Origin of the sequence: Mesorhizobium sp. M2A.F.Ca.ET.067.02.1.1 (assembly GCF_004023285.1) — a bacterium.
Lineage (GTDB): Bacteria > Pseudomonadota > Alphaproteobacteria > Rhizobiales > Rhizobiaceae > Mesorhizobium.
On record NZ_RZSB01000038.1, the window covers coordinates 1 to 18505 of the forward strand.

General features: G+C 63.8%; 18 protein-coding genes and 1 pseudogene. 6 read left to right on the forward strand and 13 right to left on the reverse strand.

Annotation, left to right across the window (positions count from 1 at the left end; all coding sequences use genetic code 11):
- Positions 1–345: SH3 domain-containing protein (locus EOA28_RS05975; RefSeq protein ID WP_245501479.1), on the forward strand; the 345-nt coding region annotated here is incomplete at its 5' end.
- A gap of 217 nt (positions 346–562) precedes the next feature.
- Here EOA28_RS05975 and EOA28_RS05980 read toward each other — a convergent pair.
- Positions 563–1351, reverse strand: a complete 789-nt coding sequence (locus EOA28_RS05980; RefSeq protein WP_127250124.1) for an SDR family oxidoreductase — start codon at positions 1349–1351, stop codon at positions 563–565.
- A complete protein-coding gene (locus tag EOA28_RS05985; protein WP_126079400.1) occupies positions 1348–1677 on the reverse strand; it encodes a nuclear transport factor 2 family protein in 330 nt (109 codons plus the stop codon). Before EOA28_RS05985 ends, EOA28_RS05980 begins: the two co-directional genes overlap by 4 nt.
- A 128-nt stretch (positions 1678–1805) precedes the next feature.
- On the opposite strand from EOA28_RS05985, the gene EOA28_RS05990 reads away from it, so the two are divergent.
- Positions 1806–2750 (forward strand): LysR family transcriptional regulator, encoded by a 945-nt coding sequence (locus EOA28_RS05990; protein ID WP_127250149.1) that lies wholly within the window; start codon positions 1806–1808, stop codon positions 2748–2750.
- 100 nt (positions 2751–2850) lie between these two features.
- Here the strand turns inward: EOA28_RS05990 and EOA28_RS05995 are convergent, their stop codons facing one another.
- Positions 2851–3237: a DUF4260 domain-containing protein gene (locus EOA28_RS05995; RefSeq protein WP_127250125.1), complete on the reverse strand. Its 387-nt coding sequence runs from the start codon at positions 3235–3237 to the stop codon at positions 2851–2853.
- 4 nt (positions 3238–3241) lie between these two features.
- Positions 3242–3673, reverse strand: coding sequence for an iron response transcriptional regulator IrrA (gene irrA / locus EOA28_RS06000; RefSeq protein ID WP_042647097.1), 432 nt, complete (start codon positions 3671–3673; stop codon positions 3242–3244).
- Positions 3674–3921: 248 nt separating this feature from the next.
- Between irrA and fabA the strand changes: the two genes are divergently transcribed.
- The 4 genes from fabA (at position 3922) to EOA28_RS06020 (ending at position 8256) form a co-directional block, all read left to right on the forward strand.
- A complete protein-coding gene (gene fabA, locus EOA28_RS06005) occupies positions 3922–4437 on the forward strand; it encodes a 3-hydroxyacyl-[acyl-carrier-protein] dehydratase FabA (RefSeq protein WP_040985924.1) in 516 nt (171 codons plus the stop codon).
- Between the two features lie 116 nt (positions 4438–4553).
- Positions 4554–5774 (forward strand): beta-ketoacyl-ACP synthase I, encoded by a 1221-nt coding sequence (fabB, locus tag EOA28_RS06010; protein ID WP_127250126.1) that lies wholly within the window; start codon positions 4554–4556, stop codon positions 5772–5774.
- A gap of 13 nt (positions 5775–5787) precedes the next feature.
- Positions 5788–6600, forward strand: coding sequence for an enoyl-ACP reductase FabI (fabI, locus tag EOA28_RS06015; protein ID WP_127250127.1), 813 nt, complete (start codon positions 5788–5790; stop codon positions 6598–6600).
- A gap of 102 nt (positions 6601–6702) precedes the next feature.
- Entirely contained in the window at positions 6703–8256 is a 1554-nt protein-coding gene (locus EOA28_RS06020; RefSeq protein WP_127250128.1) for a bifunctional diguanylate cyclase/phosphodiesterase, read from the forward strand.
- Between the two features lie 19 nt (positions 8257–8275).
- On the opposite strand, the gene EOA28_RS06025 is transcribed toward EOA28_RS06020, so the two are convergent.
- The 9 genes and pseudogenes from EOA28_RS06025 to EOA28_RS06065 form a co-directional block, all read right to left on the reverse strand.
- A complete protein-coding gene (locus EOA28_RS06025) occupies positions 8276–9283 on the reverse strand; it encodes a class I SAM-dependent methyltransferase (protein WP_127250129.1) in 1008 nt (335 codons plus the stop codon).
- A gap of 69 nt (positions 9284–9352) precedes the next feature.
- The gene (gene pnp / locus EOA28_RS06030; protein ID WP_127250130.1) at positions 9353–11503 is read right to left on the reverse strand and encodes a polyribonucleotide nucleotidyltransferase; all 2151 of its coding nucleotides are present in this window, start codon (positions 11501–11503) and stop codon (positions 9353–9355) included.
- Between the two features lie 363 nt (positions 11504–11866).
- Positions 11867–12178, reverse strand: coding sequence for a 30S ribosomal protein S15 (gene rpsO / locus EOA28_RS06035; protein WP_281059028.1), 312 nt, complete (start codon positions 12176–12178; stop codon positions 11867–11869).
- Positions 12179–12327: 149 nt separating this feature from the next.
- Entirely contained in the window at positions 12328–13422 is a 1095-nt protein-coding gene (corA, locus tag EOA28_RS06040; RefSeq protein WP_127250131.1) for a magnesium/cobalt transporter CorA, read from the reverse strand.
- Positions 13423–13468: 46 nt separating this feature from the next.
- Positions 13469–14428, reverse strand: coding sequence for a tRNA pseudouridine(55) synthase TruB (gene truB, locus EOA28_RS06045; protein ID WP_127250132.1), 960 nt, complete (start codon positions 14426–14428; stop codon positions 13469–13471).
- Positions 14428–14844 (reverse strand): 30S ribosome-binding factor RbfA, encoded by a 417-nt coding sequence (rbfA, locus tag EOA28_RS06050; protein ID WP_127250133.1) that lies wholly within the window; start codon positions 14842–14844, stop codon positions 14428–14430. Before rbfA ends, truB begins: the two co-directional genes overlap by 1 nt.
- Positions 14845–14967: 123 nt before the next feature.
- The gene (infB, locus tag EOA28_RS06055) at positions 14968–17556 is read right to left on the reverse strand and encodes a translation initiation factor IF-2 (protein ID WP_127250134.1); all 2589 of its coding nucleotides are present in this window, start codon (positions 17554–17556) and stop codon (positions 14968–14970) included.
- Positions 17553–18203 carry an RNA-binding protein gene (locus EOA28_RS06060; protein ID WP_126083567.1) on the reverse strand — a complete coding sequence of 217 codons (651 nt, stop codon included), beginning with the start codon at positions 18201–18203 and terminating at the stop codon, positions 17553–17555. Before EOA28_RS06060 ends, infB begins: the two co-directional genes overlap by 4 nt.
- 32 nt (positions 18204–18235) lie before the next feature.
- Positions 18236–18505 (reverse strand): annotated as a pseudogene (locus tag EOA28_RS06065) (transcription termination/antitermination protein NusA); the annotation flags it as partial.

The window sequence follows — 18505 nt, forward strand, 5'->3', positions numbered from 1 at the left end:
ATGTATCTGAAGGCCGGACTGCCAATGGAAGTCATTCAGGAATTCGACACCTGGCGGCGCGTGCGCGATGCCGATGGATCGGAGGGCTGGATCAACCAGTCGCTGCTTTCCGGCCGGCGCACCGCCATCGTCGCGCCCTGGCAGCGCGGCAAGGGCGGGCAGGTCAACCTGCTCGACGAGCCCGACAAGGACGCCGGTGTCATCGCCATCATCGAGCCGGGCGTGATCGGCTCGATCAAGAAATGCGACGGCCAATGGTGCGAGATGACCTTTGACGGCCACACCGGCTGGATGGCCCAGTCGCAGGTGTGGGGCGCCTATCCGGGCGAGAAGTTCAAGAACTGAGGCGTGGACCCATTAACCCGGCGGCGTGATGCGACTAAAGCAATGTCCGCCTTGCCCCTATAGCAACCGACTTCGGGCGGCAGCGCAAAATGTCGCGACGGGCCACAGCAGCGGACATTCGCTCTAAGGCCCGAGAGCGGACGTCGGGACAATCGGGCCATGGCATGCGTCGGTCCATGCTAGGCCAGCTCGGCCAAGCGTGGACGAGTCCCTTTGATCAGACAGTCGGGACAGTGCCGCCGTCGACGACGAGCTCCGAACCATGGATCGACGAGGCGCGATCCGAGGCCAGGAAAGCGATGGCTTCGGCGACCTCGGATGGTTCGGCGCCGCGACCTATGGCAATGCCGCCAAGGCCGGCCAGTACGAGTTGGCGCGCGTCCTCGACAGTGCCACCGTTGGCGGCTTGGATGCGCTTGAGAAATACATCGGTCCCTTCGGTCATGATCCAGCCGGGGGAGACGACGTTGACTCTAACGCCCTTGGAACCCAGCTCCTTGGAGATGGACTTGCTGTAAGTCCGGAGCGCGGCCTTGGCGCTGGCATAGGCGGTGGTTGCGTCGGGGAGCGGCAGGACCGACTGGATGGAGGTGACGTGCACCACCGCGCCGCTGCCCCGCTCGATCATCTGCGGAATCAGGAGCCGGTCGAGACGGACTGTGGCCAGGAGGTTCAGGTTCAGCTCGGAAAGCCAGTACTCGTCCGTCAGGGCGACAAAGCCACCGCCCGGGGTGGTCGAACCACCAAGCACATGCGCGATGATGTCGACGCCACCCAGACGCTCGATCGCCACCCTGGCCAGCATTTCCCCGCCCTCGGCCGTGGTCAGGTCCGCCTGGACGAATTCGACGCTATCGATGGGCTCCAGCGTTCCACGGGCAGATGTAATCACGCGGGCGCCGCCGGCCAGGAAGCGGTCGACAGTGGCGCGGCCCAGACCCTTGGTGCCGCCGCTGATGAGGACGCGCTTTCCCGCGAACTCGGTCGGATCAGCTTTGATGGTCATGCCGTGATCTCCAAAGCCTTGATGGCGTCGTTTTCGAGCGTGAAGCGGTAGGTGAAGCGGATCGGGCTGCCCTTGAACTCGCCATGAGCGGGGCCTTCGACGACCACCTGACCGTCCTCGTGTCGGACGGTATCCGGTGTGAAAATCGCCTTCGCGCCGACCACCGCCTCTTCAAGCAAGTGCTTGATTTCAGCGGCCCCCCGAAGAACGGCGCCGTTATCGCGGAGGACCGCCCCGGCTGCGAAGGGTGCCAGCATGCCGTCAACGTCCAGGCGGGCGTTCGCGGCCACATATGCGGCGATTGGGGGTGGTAATTCGAGCGTCATTGGTCTTGTCCTGCTTGTTGCGATCGCAGCCGCAGCGGCTGGAAGTTTCGTTGCTCCCCAAAATAGCGGTAGACAGGTCGCGCGATAATCAGGACAATTCGGGACGTCTCATCACGAAAGTCGGGATAATTGTGCAAAGTAGCCTGACGGAATTAGACGCAGTTCTCATGGTCGCCCGCCGCGGCAAGTTTCGCACGGCAGCGCGTGAGCTCGGGGTTTCGACGACCGCGCTCAGCAACGCGGTCGGAAAGCTGGAGCGCACGCTTGGCGTACGGCTCTTCAACCGGACGACGCGAAGTGTCTCATTGACGGAGGCCGGCCAGCGGTTCGTCGCGCAGGTCGCTCCGGCCGTGCAGGACATTCATGAGGCGATGGAGGTTGCGCGCTCTCAGCAGGCGATGCCGTCGGGTACGCTGCGCATCAACGCCTTTCCGACAGCGGCGCGAGAGATCTTCACTTCGCTCGTCCTACCGTTCCTGCGCGCGCACCCTCAGGTCCACATCGACATCGTCACAGAGGGCCGCATGGTGGATATTGTCGCAGGCGGCTTCGACCTCGGCGTCCGTAGGATCGACCTCGTGCCGGCCGACATGATCGCGGTCCCGTTGGGTGTCGCGCGGCGCAGTGTCGTCGTGGGCACGCCGACCTACTTGATAACGCATGGGACGCCCCTGGTACCTCAGGATCTCGCCGGGCATTCCTGTCTCCGCGTCCGGCTTCCCGATGGCGCAATCTACCGCTGGCCGTTCGAGAAGGACGGACAATCGGTCCACATCGACGTCCAGGGCGCCATCACCCTTGACGAAGCGAGCCTCGCACGCACCGCGGTCCTCGCGTCCGTGGGTCTGGCCCTGGCGATGGAATCCGACGTGCGAGACGACATCGAGGCAGGCCGCCTTGTGCGCGTGCTTGAGGATTGGACGCCCATTCTGTCGCCGTTGAGCCTCTACTATCCGAGCCGACGCAACCCGACCGCCGCATTCAAGGCGTTCGTTGAATTCGCGCGGCGGCAGAGTGGAGCCAGCATTAACCCTGACGCCGTCTATAGCTCCGGACGCGCTGAGCCCGGGTGAGGCCCATGACCCTTCCGGTGCTCGCCGACCTTGAGTACGCTCCGGTCCGGTTCTCGGACCACCATTCTCGACTCGACCTGACCTGAATCTCGACACACCTCTAGCCGGCCGCGCCGCTGCGGTCGCGGCCAATGCGGCCGAGATGCGTATCCTGAAAACCGGTGGGCAGCTTGAGGCCGTAGCCAAGGGCACGGTCGATGGCGATATGCGCTATCCAGATAAGCGCCACTGCGGTCGTGAGCGGGCCGGCGAGCAACGCGCCCGCGAGCAGAAGGACCAGTGGGGCAATCAGGATATGCAAGGCGTTATAGGTGACGGCGCCGAGGCGCGGCCCGGCGAGGTAGCCCAGCATCGATAGGTCCGGCGCCAGAATAAGAAGCGCAAACAGCCACCAGGAAAAGTGGGCCATTGCGTAGCAAATGACGGCCAAGGCGGCGACGGTGACCCATTCAAACCGGACGATCAGGTCGACGGGCCGCGTCGTCACGGGATCAGTCGCCGCGCTTTGGGCGAAGCCTCACGACGATGTCGACATTGGCGATCTCCATGCCCTCCGGCGGTGCCGGCAGGTTGGAGACGGTGACCGGTCCGCTTTCGATGTCGAAGATCCGGTTCTCGCCCTCGACATAGAAGTGATGATGGTCGGAGGTGTTGGTGTCGAAATAGGTTTTCGAGCCTTCGACCGCCAGGATGCGCAACAGGCCGGCCTCTGTGAACTGATGGAGCGCGTTATAGACCGTCGCCAAGGAAACAGGCACGCCAGCGGCGATCGCCTCTTCGTGCAGCTCCTCGGCCGAAAGGTGGCGGTCGCCCTTGGCGAAAAGCAGATCGGCCAGCGCGATGCGCTGGCGCGTCGGCCTCAGGCCGGCTTCGCGAACCCGCTTGTCCACAGCGACATTTTCCTTCCGGTAGCCCGAATCCATCTCTTCGCTTCGACGCTTGTTGCCCAGCCCATCAACAGGTCCAGAGTGGCAAAAAGACGTCGAAAGCCAAAACCGGACATCAGCCGACATATATTCTGTAGTCTGAATGCGATCAATAGCGCGCATTGACCCGGGCAGGCGCACGGGTTAAGCGCAAACGCCGGTTTCCGGCCGCAAACAGAGTGTGTTAGGAAACCAACGAGAAGGGCGCCCTGCCGCCCGCGAAAGAACACGGGGACGGAAATTTGATGGCGGATCAAAAGTCCAGCTACGATTACGAGGAACTGCTCGCCTGCGCCCGCGGCGACCTGTTCGGGCCGGGCAACGCCCAGCTGCCCTACCCACCTATGCTGATGTTCGACCGCATCACCGAGATCAGCGAGACCGGCGGCGCTTTCGACAAGGGCTTCATCCGCGCCGAATTCGACATCAAGCCGGACCTGTGGTTCTTCGCCTGCCACTTCATCGGCAATCCGATCATGCCGGGCTGCCTCGGCCTCGACGCCATGTGGCAGTTGACGGGTTTTTATCTCGGCTGGCTGGGCGAACCCGGCAAGGGCATGGCGCTTTCGACCGGCGAGGTGAAGTTCAAGGGCATGGTGACGCCGTCGGTGAAGAAGGTGGAGTACGGCGTCGACTTCAAGCGCGTGATGCGTGGCCGGCTGGTGCTCGGCATCGCCGATGGCTGGCTTAAGGCGGATGGCGAACCCATATACGCCGCCACGGATCTGAAGGTCGGCCTGTCCAAACAGTCGGCCGCCTGACCGTTTTTCGCCACGGCGTCCGCGTACCCAATGGGCGCCACGTCAGTTTATTTGCGTATGATCACGGGCGAAAACCGGCTAGGTTTTCCGCCCGGATACGCCGGAAGGAGTTGCGAATGAGACGGGTCGTAGTGACAGGGCTCGGCATTGTGTCGTCGATCGGCAACAATGCCAATGAGGTGCAGAGCTCGCTTTACGATGCCAAATCCGGCATCAGCTTTTCCAATTCCTTCGCCGAGCACGGCTTCCGCTGCCAGGTCTGGGGCGCGCCGACGCTCGATCCTACCCCGATGATCGACCGCCGCGCCATGCGCTTCCTAAGCCAGGGTGCGGCCTGGAACCATGTTGCCATGGACCAGGCGATCGCCGATGCCGGGCTTGGCGTGAGCGACATCACCAATGAGCGGACCGGCATCGTGATGGGGTCCGGCGGACCCTCGACCCGCACCATCGTCGAGGCGGCCGAAACCACGATCAAGAACAACAGCCCCAAGCGCATCGGTCCATTCGCCGTGCCGAAGGCGATGTCGTCGACGGCGTCGGCCACCCTGGCCACATGGTTCAAGATCCACGGCGTCAACTACTCGATCTCGTCGGCCTGCTCGACCTCGGCGCATTGCATCGGCAATGCCTATGAGCTCATCCAGTGGGGCAAGCAGGACATGATGTTCGCCGGCGGCCACGAAGATCTCGACTGGACGATGTCGGACCTTTTCGACGCCATGGGCGCCATGTCGTCGAAGTTCAACGACAAGGCATCGGCCGCTTCGCGCGCCTATGACGTCAACCGCGACGGTTTTGTCATCGCCGGCGGCGCCGGCGTGCTGGTGCTGGAGGAATTGGAGCACGCCAGGGCGCGCGGCGCCAAGATCTATGCCGAGATCGTCGGCTATGGCGCGACATCCGACGGCTACGACATGGTGGCGCCTTCGGGGGAAGGCGCCATCCGCTGCATGCGGCAGGCGCTTGCCACCGTCTCGACCCCGGTCGACTACATCAACACCCACGGCACCTCGACGCCGGTCGGCGATTCCAGGGAAATGGGCGCCATTCGCGAGGTGTTCGGCGACAAGATGCCCTACATCACCTCGACCAAGTCGCTCACCGGCCATTCGCTGGGGGCGGCCGGCGTGCAGGAATCGATCTATTCGATCCTGATGATGCAGGGCGGCTTCATCGGCGAGAGCGCCCATATCGAGGAGCTCGATCCGGAATTCGAGGGCATGCCGATCGTGCGCAAGCGCATCGACAACGCCAAGATCGACACCGTTTTGTCCAATTCCTTCGGTTTCGGTGGCACCAACGCAACGCTGATTTTCCAACGCTATTCCGCATAAGGATCTGCCTTTTATGGAAGGGTTGATGAAGGGCAAGCGCGGGCTTGTCATGGGGGTCGCCAACGATCATTCGATCGCCTGGGGCATCGCCAAGAAATTGTCCGAGCACGGGGCGGAGCTTGCCTTCACCTACCAGGGCGACGCGTTCGGGCGGCGCGTCAAGCCGCTCGCCGAGAAGGTGGGCGCCTCCTTGATCGTGCCTTGCGACGTCGAGGACAGCGCCTCCGTCACCGCGACCTTCGAGACCCTCGGCAAGGCCTGGGGCGAGCTGGACTTCGTGGTGCATGCCATCGGCTTTTCCGACAAGAACGAGCTCAAGGGCCTCTACGCCGACACCAGCCGCGACAATTTCGTGCGCACCATGGTGATCTCCTGCTATTCCTTCACCGAGGTCGCCCGCAATGCCGCCGCGCTGATGGGCAATGGCGGCTCGATGATCACGCTGACCTATGCCGGGTCGGTGAGGGTGATGCCGAACTACAATGTCATGGGCGTCGCCAAGGCGGGGCTCGAGGCCAGCGTGCGCTATCTTGCCAATGACTACGGGCCGCGCGGCATCAGGGTGAACGGCATCTCGGCCGGACCGGTGCGCACGCTGGCCGGCTCGGGCGTTTCCGACGCCCGCCATATGTTCTCCTATCAGCAGCGCAACTCGCCTCTGCGGCGCACCGTGACCCTGGACGAAGTCGGCGGCTCGGCGCTTTACCTGCTCTCCGATCTTTCGTCGGGTGTCACCGGCGAAATCCATTATGTGGATTCCGGCTATCACATCGTTTCGATGCCGTCGCTGGAGGAACTGAAGCAGAACGACGGTGGTCGCGAATAGTTCGCTAAGGCAAAGAGTATTTTCCAGTAAAATTGGATGCATCGGCGGAAACTCATTTTAAGGAGGTTTCCGCTACAAGGCCCCTTAATCCAGGGACCTTGCATGTCTCCAGTCAGTAACCCGAAGCGAACACCGCTGTTCCGGCTGATCACCATCGCCAGCTCCGGCATGGGCAGTTTCATCCTCGGATTGTGGGGGCTGCGGTTCGGCTTCGGCGATGGCATGGCCGGCATGCCGGCCGAGACGATGATAGGCGTCATCGCCGCGCTATGCGCCCTTGCCGCCGGCGGTGCGGCGATGTCGTTCTTCGCCGGCGTCGATGAATCGGTGGCCTATGTCGTCAAGGAAACCAATTTCGACAAGCTGACGGGGCTTCTGTCGCGCCAGGCCATGGTCGGCAAGATAGCCGATGCCGCCTCGGAGACGATCCGAACCGGCGAGCCGGTGTTCCTGATCGACATTGATATCGACCGATTCAAGCAGATCAACGACGCCATCGGCTACAGCCATGGCGACGACCTTGTCCGTGCCTTCACCAGCAGGCTGAAGGAGAGCATGCCGAAGGATGCGGTGATCGGGCGCATCGGCGCCGGCGAGTTCGGCGTCCTGCTGCCGGACCGCGACATCCGTGGTTCGATCGAGCGGCTGATCGAAAAGCTCATCAGCGATATGATGGAGCCTTATCAGTTGCAGACCCACCTGCAGTCGGTCAGCCTGTCGGTAGGCATCGTGGCGATGCCGAAGGACGGGGTCGACCCGGTTCTGGTCCTGCGCCGTTCGAACCTGGCGCTGCAAAATGCGCGGGCCAGCGGCGTCGGCAACTGGTCTGTCTTCCACGCCGACATGGGCCGCGTGGCCGACTATCGGCAATGGATCGAATCGGAGCTGAAGACCGCTTTCGACCGCGGCGACTTCAGTCTCCATTACCAGCCGCAGCTCAATCTGCCGAGCGGCCGCGTCGTCGGCTACGAGGCGCTGATCCGCTGGAAGCATCCGGAGCGCGGCATGATTCCGCCGATGGAGTTCATTCCGATCGCCGAGGAAACCGGCATGATCAATCCAATCGGCGAATGGGTGCTGCGCAAGGCCTGCAGCGACGCCAAGCATCTGCCGCAGGACTGCTTCGTCGCCGTCAACATCTCGCCGGTCCAGTTCATGACCAGGGATTTCGTCGGCATCGTGCGCGAGGTGATGGAATCGACCGGCATCAAGCCGTCGCGGCTGGAGCTCGAGGTCACCGAGACGGCGATGATGCAGGATCGCGACCGCGCCGCCGCGATCCTGGACCAGCTTGCCGAGATGGGGATTTCGGTGGCCGTCGACGATTTCGGAACCGGCTATTCCAATTTGAGCTACCTGATCGACTTCTCCTTCGGCAAGCTGAAGATCGACCGTTCCTTCGTCAGCCGCATCGACACCGACTCCGGTTCCGGCGCGATCGTCTCGACCATTGTCGGGCTGTCGCGGGCGCTGGGCGTCGGCATCATCGCCGAAGGCGTGGAAACCGAGAACCAGGCTACGCTGCTCAGGGCCGCGGGCTGCGAGGTGGTCCAGGGCTATCTGTTCGGGAGGCCGGCGCCACTCACGGACGAACTCGGCGAAGCGCGGCCTGCTTTCGGCACCCGCGAGCCCGCACGGATCGTCAGCCTACAGTAAACCAGCACGCAACAGTATTTCAGCGGCGCGCCGACAACACCTTGAACATGCCGTCGCGGGCGATCCCGGTATGGCTGGCAAAGGCCGCGGACAGCACCTGTTCATAGGGAAGCTGGCGATTGGCGACCATGAACAGGCGGCCGCCCGGTTTCAGCGCCTTCGACGCCGCGCGGATCATGCCGGCGCCAATGCCGGGCTCGGCGGCGCGGCCGCTGTGGAAAGGCGGGTTCATGACGATGGCGTCGTAGCGTCGATCGACCGCCTCGGTGAGAAGATCGATCCAGAAGAAGCGCGGCTCGATGGCGCCACGGACATTCAACCTGGCTGCTTCCAGGGCTTCGAAGTCCGCTTCATAGAGATCGAGCGTGGTGAGGCTCTGGGAGCGCTGCAGGACCTCCGCCGCCAGATAACCCCAGCCCGCGCAGAGATCAGCGATATTGCCTTTGAGATCATCAGGCAGGCTGGCGGCCAGCAGTTTCGAACCGGCGTCAATCCTGTCAAACGAGAACATGCCAGGCGCGGTTTTGAAACCGCCCCCAACAACAAGGTCGGGGTTGCCGGCGCGCAGCGTCTCGGCTGCTTCCGTGCCGGCCCGCCGGAACCAGAAGGCAACGCCGTGATGCTTCGGCAGATGGCCTTCGAGCGGCGCCAGCGCGTTGATCCGCTTGCGCAGGCTGTCGGTGCCGTCATCCTTGCCACCCGCGACGGCGATCAGCCCGCCCGGCGCGACACGCTCGAGTGCTTCGGCGATGCGCAACTCATTCTGACCGCGATGACGGCCGGCGAGCACGAGAGCCATGTCGTAACCCTGGCCTTCCACGCGCGGCGTGACCGTGTAGCCGGAAGCCTGCAAGGCGCGGAAATGCGGTCGAAAGCCCTGCACGAGATGCAGCGCCGCATCGAAGCCTTCGGGCAAGCGGAAGCCGGGCTCGGCGCCCAGAAAGAGAACGCGGGCCTCCTTGCGCGGCAAAGGCAGCGCCTCCGCCTCGAACGGGTAGAACAGCGTCTTCAGCGGCTCGGCGGCCATTCATCCACCTCGAAACAAAACGGGCGCGACCTTGCGGCGCGCCCGTCTTAGACTATCCAGCCAGACCGATCAGGCGGCGTCTTCCTCGCCTTCGGCCTTCTTCTTCTCCTGGACGATTTCCTTGCCGGTCGCCTGGTCGACGACCTTCATCGACAGGCGAACCTTGCCGCGCTCGTCGAAGCCCATCAGCTTGACCCAAACCTTGTCGCCTTCCTTGACGACATCGGAGGTCTTGGCGACGCGCTCATTGGCGAGTTGCGAGATGTGGACGAGACCGTCGCGCGGGCCGAAGAAGTTGACGAAGGCGCCGAAGTCGGCCGTCTTGACGACTGTGCCTTCGTAGATCTCGCCGACTTCCGGCTCGGCGACGATGGTGTGGATCCACTTCTTCGCCGCCTCGATCTCCTTGGCGTTGGCCGAAGCGATCTTGACCGTGCCGTCGTCCTCGATGTTGATCTTGGCGCCGGTCTTCTCGACGATCTCGCGGATCACCTTGCCGCCGGAGCCGATGACGTCGCGGATCTTGTCGGTCGGGATGTGCATAACCTCGATGCGCGGCGCGAACTCGCCGAGCTCGGCGCGGGCGCCGGAAAGCGCATGCGCCATCTCGCCGAGGATATGCAGGCGGCCGTCCTTGGCCTGGGCAAGCGCGATGCCCATGATCTCCTCGGTGATGCCATCGATCTTGATGTCCATCTGCAGCGAGGTGACGCCATTGGCGGTGCCGGCAACCTTGAAGTCCATGTCGCCGAGATGGTCCTCGTCACCGAGGATGTCGGAGAGCACCGCGAAGCGCTCGCCTTCCTTGATCAGGCCCATGGCGATGCCGGCGACCGGCTTGGCCAGCGGAACGCCCGCGTCCATCAGCGCCAGCGAGGTGCCGCACACGGTCGCCATCGACGACGAACCATTGGATTCGGTGATCTCCGAGACGACGCGCAGCGTGTAGGGGAACTGTTCCGCCGAAGGCAGCATCGGATGGATGGCGCGCCAGGCGAGCTTGCCGTGGCCGATTTCGCGGCGGCCCGGCGAGCCCATGCGGCCGGTCTCGCCGACCGAGTAGGGCGGGAAGTTGTAGTGGAGAAGGAACTTCTCCTTGTACATGCCGGTCAGCGAATCGACATATTGCTCGTCCTCGCCGGTGCCCAGCGTGGCAACCACCAGCGCCTGGGTCTCGCCGCGGGTGAACAGCGCCGAACCATGGGTGCGCGGCAGGACGCCGACTTCCGAGACGATCTTACGCACGGTCTTGAGGTCACGGCCGTCGATGCGCGAGCCGGTGTCGAGGATGTTCCAGCGCACAACCTTGGCCTGGAGTTCCTTGAAGACGCTGCCGATCTGCTCGGAAGTGTACTTGGCTTCCTCGCCCTCGGCCGGAGCGAAGGCGGCCTTGACCTTGGCTTTGACGGCATCGACCGCGGCATAGCGCGCCTGCTTGTCGATGATCTTGTAGGCGTCGCGGAGCTCGTCTCCGACGACCTTCAGCATCTCGGCTTCAAGCGCGGAGTAATCCGGCGCGGTGAAGTCGCGCGGCTCCTTGGCGGCGACCTCGGCCAGCTTGATGATCGCCTCGATCACCGGCTGGAAGCTCTTGTGGCCGAACACGACGGCGCCGAGCATCAGGTCCTCGGAGAGTTCCTTGGCCTCGGATTCGACCATCAGCACGGCGTCGGCGGTGCCGGCGACGACGAGGTCGAGCTTGGATTCCTGCATCTCGTCGATATGCGGATTGAGCACATATTCGCCGTTGATGTAGCCGACGCGGGCGCCGCCGATCGGGCCCATGAAGGGCACGCCCGAGAGCGTAAGCGCGGCGGAGGTGGCGACGATCGACAGGATGTCCGGATCATTCTCGAGATCATGCTGGACGACGGTGACGACGATCTGGGTGTCGTTCTTGTAGCCGTCGGCGAAAAGCGGGCGGATCGGGCGGTCGATCAGGCGGGAAACCAGCGTTTCCTTTTCGCTCGGACGGCCCTCGCGCTTGAAGTAGCCGCCCGGGATCTTGCCGGCGGCATAGGTCTTTTCCTGGTAGTTGACGGTGAGCGGGAAGAAATCGAGGCCGGGCTTCGGCTCCTTCATCGAGACGACAGTGGCCAGAACCACGGTCTCGCCATAGGTGGCCAGCACCGCGCCGTCAGCCTGGCGGGCGATCTTGCCGGTCTCCAGGATGAGCGGACGGCCGCCCCATTCGATTTCCACTTTGTGATGATTGAACATATCTTGTCCTTCATATGCGGAAAGGGCCGCACCGTCCTAACGGTCGCGGGTTCTCCCTTCCCTGGCTTCCTTCGGGCAGCCACGGGCAAGACAACGGGAAGCTCGATAGATCCGGCTCAAGGCCGAGCGAGCATCCTGCAATCCTGCCCCATGACCGTCCATGGGCGGTTCCGGACAGCCCTCTGCGGTCCGGAACACGATTGGCCGGCTGGTCGGCCGGCCTTGCGCTTGACGCCGGAAACGCTGTTTCCGGAACGCGCCATGCGCGCAGGCGAATTTCCTTTTCAGCATTGCGGCAGCGGACTATCCGATGCGCCAATGCGCGACCGGCGGGCCCCCTTGGAGAGCCCGCCGGTCAATTGGTCAGCGACGGAGACCGAGCTTGTCGATCAGCGTCTGGTAGCGCCCATCATCCTTGCGCTTGAGATAATCAAGCAGGCTGCGGCGCTGGGAAACCAGAGCAAGCAGGCCACGGCGGGAATGGTTGTCCTTCTTGTGGTCCTTGAAATGCTCTGTCAGGTTCTTGATGCGCTCGGAAAGAATGGCAACCTGGACTTCCGGAGATCCGGTATCGCCTTTCGCGGTCGCGAATTCGGTCATCAGTTCTTTCTTGCGCTCGGCAGTAATCGACATCGTGTTTTTCCTTATCTGTTGGAGGAAACGGGACGCCCACAGCCGGGATGTCGTCCAGCAGGGGCCAGTGCAAGCGACGCGTCAGGGCGCGAAGCTGCGGCGCATATAGTGCAATTCCGGAAAAAACACCAGCCCAATTGTCAAGCCGGCTTGTCGCAGGTTCCGGCGGCGAAAACGGGAGAATTCAAAGGCTACAGCCACTTCTTCCATTTGAAGAACGCGATCAAACCGACCGCGACGACCGCCATGAACAGTAGCGAGACCGGATAACCGTAATAGGCCTTCAGCTCGGGCATGTTCCAGGGCGAGCTTTCCGGATCGAAATTCATGCCCCAGACGCCGACCAGGAAGGTCAGCGGCATGAAGATCACCGAGACGATCGTCAGATAGGAAATGACGTCGTTGGTGCGGGCCTGGGACAGCGAGAGATGCATCTCGATCAGGCCGGTGAGCATGTCGCGCTGGTTCTCGACCAGCTCGATCAGCCGCAGCGAATGGTCGAGCGTGTCGTTGAAGAAGATCTTGGTTTCAGCCTTCACGAAGGGCACGTCGTTGCGGATCAGCGTCGCCAGCGCATCGCGCATCGGCCATAGCACGCCCTTGAGCACGTTGGCGTCGCGCCTGAGTTCATGCAACTGCCGCATCTGATGCTTGTGCGGCTTGTTCAGCATCTCGTCCTCGATGCCGTCGACCAATTCGCTCGCCGCCTCGATCGGCGGGAAATAGCTGTCGACGATGGCATCGATCAGCGCATAGGCAAGATAATCGGCGCCGCGCGAGCGCAGCCGGTTCGGCATCGCGGCCGCGATGCGCTTGCGCACCGGATCGAACGGATCGCCCTCGCGTTCCTGGAAAGTGACGACGAAATTCCGGCCGAAGAACAGCGAGATCTGCTCGTAGCGATGCGAGGTGACATCGTCGATCATGCGCATGACGACGAAGGCATGGTCCTCGAAGAAATCCACCTTGGGCCGCTGTCCAGTGTTGACGACGTCCTCGAGCGCCAGCGGGTGGAGGTTGAAGATACGGCCGATCTCCTCGATCAGCGGAATGTTGGCAAGCCCCGTGCAATCCAGCCAGACGACAGGCCATTTCTCGCAATGGGTGTTGAGGTCGTCGACCGAGGCATTGTCGATGGTTTCGTATTTCTGCGGCGAGATCAATGTCAGCCGAAGCTCGCTGCGCCGTGCCGCCGGATCGGCGATCAGCGTGCCGGGCGACGCCCCGACCGGCGGCCGGCGGATTCTCAGCGTCGCCCTCTTGTTGCCTGTATCAGCCCTGGCCATGAGATCCCTGAAGCGTCGGCACCCAGTGGAGCTTAGACGACCGGATTCACCCGGCAAAGACCCGCTTGGGCTTGAACATGCCCTGCTCGATGGCGCCGATGGCGACGAGCCTGCCGCGCGCGGTGGCGCAGGCCTCCTCCGCCTCGACCGGCGCATCGCGGCCGCGAATGATGACAGGATTGCCGAGGCGGATCTTCGTCGCCGCGTCGTCGCTGACCGCAACCTGCGGCAGGCAATCGAGCGCCGCCGCCGTTTCAATCAGCAGCGCGTCGATGGCGCTGAAATCGACCGGCGCCTCGGATTCGTCCTGAACAGCTTCGGCTTTGCCGCCGAAACGGGCCGCTTCCAGTTCGGCAACCGTGACGAAATCGTCAGGCGTGAACGGCTCGACCTCGACGCGGCGCAATTCAGCGATATGGCCGAAGCAGCCGAGATCGCGGCCCATGTCGCGCGCCAGCGAGCGCACATAGGTGCCCTTGCCGCATTCGACCTCGAAGACGGTCTTGTCGGCACTATGCTCGATAATATCCAAACGGCCGATTTCAATTTCCCGCGCGGGTATCTCGACCGTCTCGCCGTCGCGGGCGAGATCATAGGCGCGCTCGCCGGCGATCTTGATGGCCGAGAATTGCGGCGGCGTCTGCATGATGACGCCGGTGTATTTCGGCAGCAGCGCCCGCAGCTCGGCCTCGGCCGGGCGCCGATCGGAGCTGTTGGTCACCGGGCCTTCGAGGTCGTCGGTCGAGCGCTCCTCGCCCCAGGCGACGGTGAAGCGGTAGACCTTGGCGCCATCCTGCACGTAGGGAACGGTCTTGGTCGCTTCGCCAAGCGCGATCGGCAGCATGCCGGAGGCCAGCGGATCGAGCGTGCCGGCATGGCCGGCCTTCTCGGCCTGAAACAGCCATTTGACCTTGGAGACCGCTTCGGTCGAGCCCATGCCGACCGGCTTGTCCAGCACCACCCAGCCGGAGACCGGCCGACCCTTCTTCTTGCCGCGGCGCGCCACTATTCCTCGTCCTTGTCGTTGTTCTTGCCGTCGCCGAGATCGCGCGCCACTTCGGGCGACTTCAGCAGTTCATTGATCTTCGCGAAATTGTCGAAGGATGTGTCGAGCCGGAAACGGAACTCCGGCATATACTTCATCTGCCTCAACGCGCCCGAAACACGGCCGCGGATGAACTTTGCGTGCCTGTTGAGCGCCTCGACCACGGCGCTGTCGTCAGCCGCGCCAAGCGGCGAGACGAAGGCGGTGGCGATCTTGAGATCGGGCGACATGCGCACCTCGGAGACCGAGACGACGCTGTTCTCGATCACCGGATCGATGATCTCGCCGCGCTGCAGCGTTTCGGAAAGGGCATGACGCACCTGCTCGCCGACGCGCAGCATGCGCTGGGAGGGGCCTGATGTTGTCGAACGGGGCATTTTTCTTCGGTCCTGAAATCGTGAAGCGCGGGATGGGACCACGCCACATGTCTCATATGCATGAGCGGTCTGGACGGCAGCCTTGCGGCCGCCGCCCGTTTCATTTCGGCAAATATACCCGAATTAGAGCGTCCTGCTCACCATCTCGACGCGGAAGCACTCGATGACGTCGCCGACGCGCATGTCCTCGTAGTTCTGGAAGGCCATGCCGCATTCCTGGCCGCCCGGCACTTCCGCAACCTCGTCCTTGAAGCGCTTGAGCGTCTTCAACGTGCCTTCGTGGACGACGACGTTGTCGCGGATCAGGCGCACGCCCGCACCACGCTCGACCTTGCCTTCGGTGACGCGGCAGCCGGCGATCTTGCCGACCTTGGAGATGTCGAAGATCTCGAGTATCTCGGCATTGCCGATGAAGGTCTCGCGCCGCTCCGGCGAAAGCATACCGGAAAGGGCCGCCTTCACGTCGTCGACGAGGTTGTAGATGATCGAGTAGTAGCGGATCTCGATGCCCGCGGCCGCTGCCGCGGTGCGCGCCTGCGCGTTGGCGCGGACGTTGAAGCCGATGATCGCGGCACCCGATGTCTCGGCCAGCGAGACGTCGCTTTCGGTGATGCCGCCGGCGCCCGAATGGACGATCCGCACCCTGACCTCGTCGTTGCCGAGCTTTTCGAGCGCGGCGTTGATCGCCTCGATGGAGCCCTGCACGTCGCCCTTGATGACCAGCGGGAATTCCTTCAGCCCGCTCGTCTGCAACTGCGACATCATCTGTTCGAGCGAGCCGCGCTGGCCGGCATGCTTGGCCACAGCCTTGTCGCGCGCCAGGCGCTGACGGTATTCCGTGATCTCGCGGGCGCGAGCCTCGTTGTTGACGACGGCGAAACGGTCGCCGGCCTGCGGCGTGCCCTGAAGGCCAAGCACCTCTACCGGCATCGCCGGCGGCGCTTCCGGCACGTGCTCGCCGCGGTCGTCGACAAGCGCGCGCACACGGCCCCACTCGTTGCCGGCGACAATGATGTCGCCCGGCATCAGCGTGCCGGTCTGCACCAGAACGGTGGCGACCGGACCGCGGCCCTTGTCGAGCTTGGCTTCGATCACCGCGCCTTCGGCGGTGCGGTCAGGATTGGCCTTGAGGTCGAGAACTTCGGCCTGCAGCAGGATCGCTTCGAGTAGCTTGTCGAGATTGGTGCCCTTGGTCGCCGAAACCTCGACGTCCAGCACCTCGCCGCCCATCGATTCCACGAACACCTCGTGGCGCAGCAGCTCGGTCCGCACCTTCTGCGGATCGGCGTCGCGCTTGTCGATCTTGTTGATCGCCACGATGATCGGCACGCCGGCCGCCTTGGCGTGGTTGATCGATTCGATCGTCTGCGGCATCACGCTGTCGTCTGCCGCCACCACCAGCACGGCGATGTCGGTGACCTGGGCGCCGCGGGCGCGCATGGCCGTGAAGGCGGCGTGGCCGGGCGTGTCGATGAAGGTGATCTTCTGACCGTTCTTCTCGATCTGGTAGGCGCCGATATGCTGGGTGATGCCGCCGGCCTCGCCGGAGACGACATTGGCGTTGCGGATGGCGTCGAGCAGCGAGGTCTTGCCGTGGTCGACATGGCCCATGATGGTCACGACCGGCGGACGCGACACCAGGTCCTCGGGACGGTCGGCGATGTTGAACAGGCCCTCCTCGATGTCGGACTCCGCAACGCGGCGGACCGTATGGCCAAATTCGGAAGCGACCAGCTCGGCCGTGTCGGCGTCGATGACGTCGCCCGGCTTCAGGATCTGGCCCTGCTTCATGAAGTACTTGACCACATCCACGGCGCGCTCGGACATGCGCTGCGCCAGTTCCTGGATGGTGATGGTTTCGGGTAGGATCACTTCGCGCATGACTTTCTCGCGCGGCTCATTGTGCATCGCGCGTTTGAATTTTTCCTGGCGGCGACGCATCGACGACAGTGAGCGGCCGCGCGCATCTTCGTCCGACAGCGCGGTGTTCAGCGTCAGCTTGCCGCGGCGGCGATCTTCCTCGCCCTTGGTCGGCTTGGCCGGGCGGGCCACTTCCGGGGTCGCAAGGCGCCGGGCAGGCGCGCTGGCGCCTGCGCCACCGCCGGCACCTGTGCGCCGCGGCTTGGCCTCTTCCTCGTCATCGGCCGTAGCGACATCGGCTGCCTGCGGCGCACGACGGCGAGCCTCTTCCTCGGCACGACGCCGCGACTCGGCCTCGGCCTGCAGGCGCGCTTCTTCCTCGGCCTGACGGCGCGCGGATTCGTCGCGCTCGCGCTTGCGGCGTTCCTCTTCCTCGGCGCGGCGCTTGGCATCCTCCTGAGCGCGCTGGCGATCCTCGGCCTCACGGGCCTTGGAGCCTTCCAACGCCCTGCGGCGCGCTTCCATCTCGCCGCGTGACAGCTCGTTCAGGACCATGCCCGAACGTTCCGGCGGCGGAGGCGGCGCCTTCGGCGCTTCCTGCACGACAGGCGCGGCGGCGACAGGGGTGGCCGCGGCGGGCTTCGGCGTGAACACGGACGGCGCGACCGGCTCCGGCTTGTCGCCAGGCAGCGAGAACTTGCGCTTCTTGGTCTCGACGACGACCGACTTGGTGCGGCCATGCGAGAAATTCTGGCGCACGGTGCCCTGCTCGAGGCCGGGGCGCTTCAGCGTCAAGGTCTTCTTCGGCGTAACGCTCAACGTCTTGTCGTCGCCCGATTTCGTATCGTTCATTCCATATCCTCTGCGGCATCATCTTCGTCGGCAACGGCCGCAAGCATTGCCAGATCGTTCGGGGTACCGCCCCGATATCGGTCGAGCGCAACAACGCGCTTCTCAACCGCCAGTCCCGCGTCCTGCGCGAGGACGGCAGCATGTATCACATTTGTACCCCCCAATGCCAAGCTCAACTCGGCCTCGGAGAAAAGTTTGTAGGCAAGGATGGCGGGACCGCCGAGATGGACGGTCGCCCGCCGCGCCTGACTGATCTTGCGGACACCGTCGTCCGACGCCTCCGCCGCATGCAGAACGAGCAGCGCCTGCCCGTCGCGCACAGCACCCTCGACCTTGGCGGCGCCAAGAACGACGGCGCCCGCCTTGCGGGCAAGGCCAAGCATACCCAGAGCGGATCTGGAGAGCAGCCCGTCGACCATGCCGCCGAGATCGGATGGAACGGTCACCTGCGCCTTGAATGCGCGGGCAAACAGGTTCTTCGCCGCTGCCTTCTCGATATGTAGGCGATCGGCGGTGACCCAGCAACCACGGCCGGGCAGATTTCTCTTGATGTCCGGAACGACGGCCGAATCCGGGCCGACGACGAAGCGGATCAGTTCATCCGCTTCGGCCTGCCTGCGCGTAACGATGCAAGTGCGATCGTTCATCTCGTCCACGGGCTTTGCGATTGGTGGTCACCTCACGCACCGACGGTTTCGCCGGTTGCTGCCTCTTCGGCGGCGAGTTCTTCCACGGTGATCCAGCCGGCCTGCTTGCGGGCTGCAAGCACCATCTGCTCGGCTTCGGCGCGCGAGACGCCGTGAGAGGCCAAAACGCCCGGATAGACCTTGGTCTCGCCGTCCTTGCGCTCTTTCCAGCCGATCAGGTCGTCGGCGGCATAGCCGGCGAAGTCCTCGATCGTCTTCACGCCGTCCTCGCCGAGCGTCACCATCATGGCGGTGGTGACGCC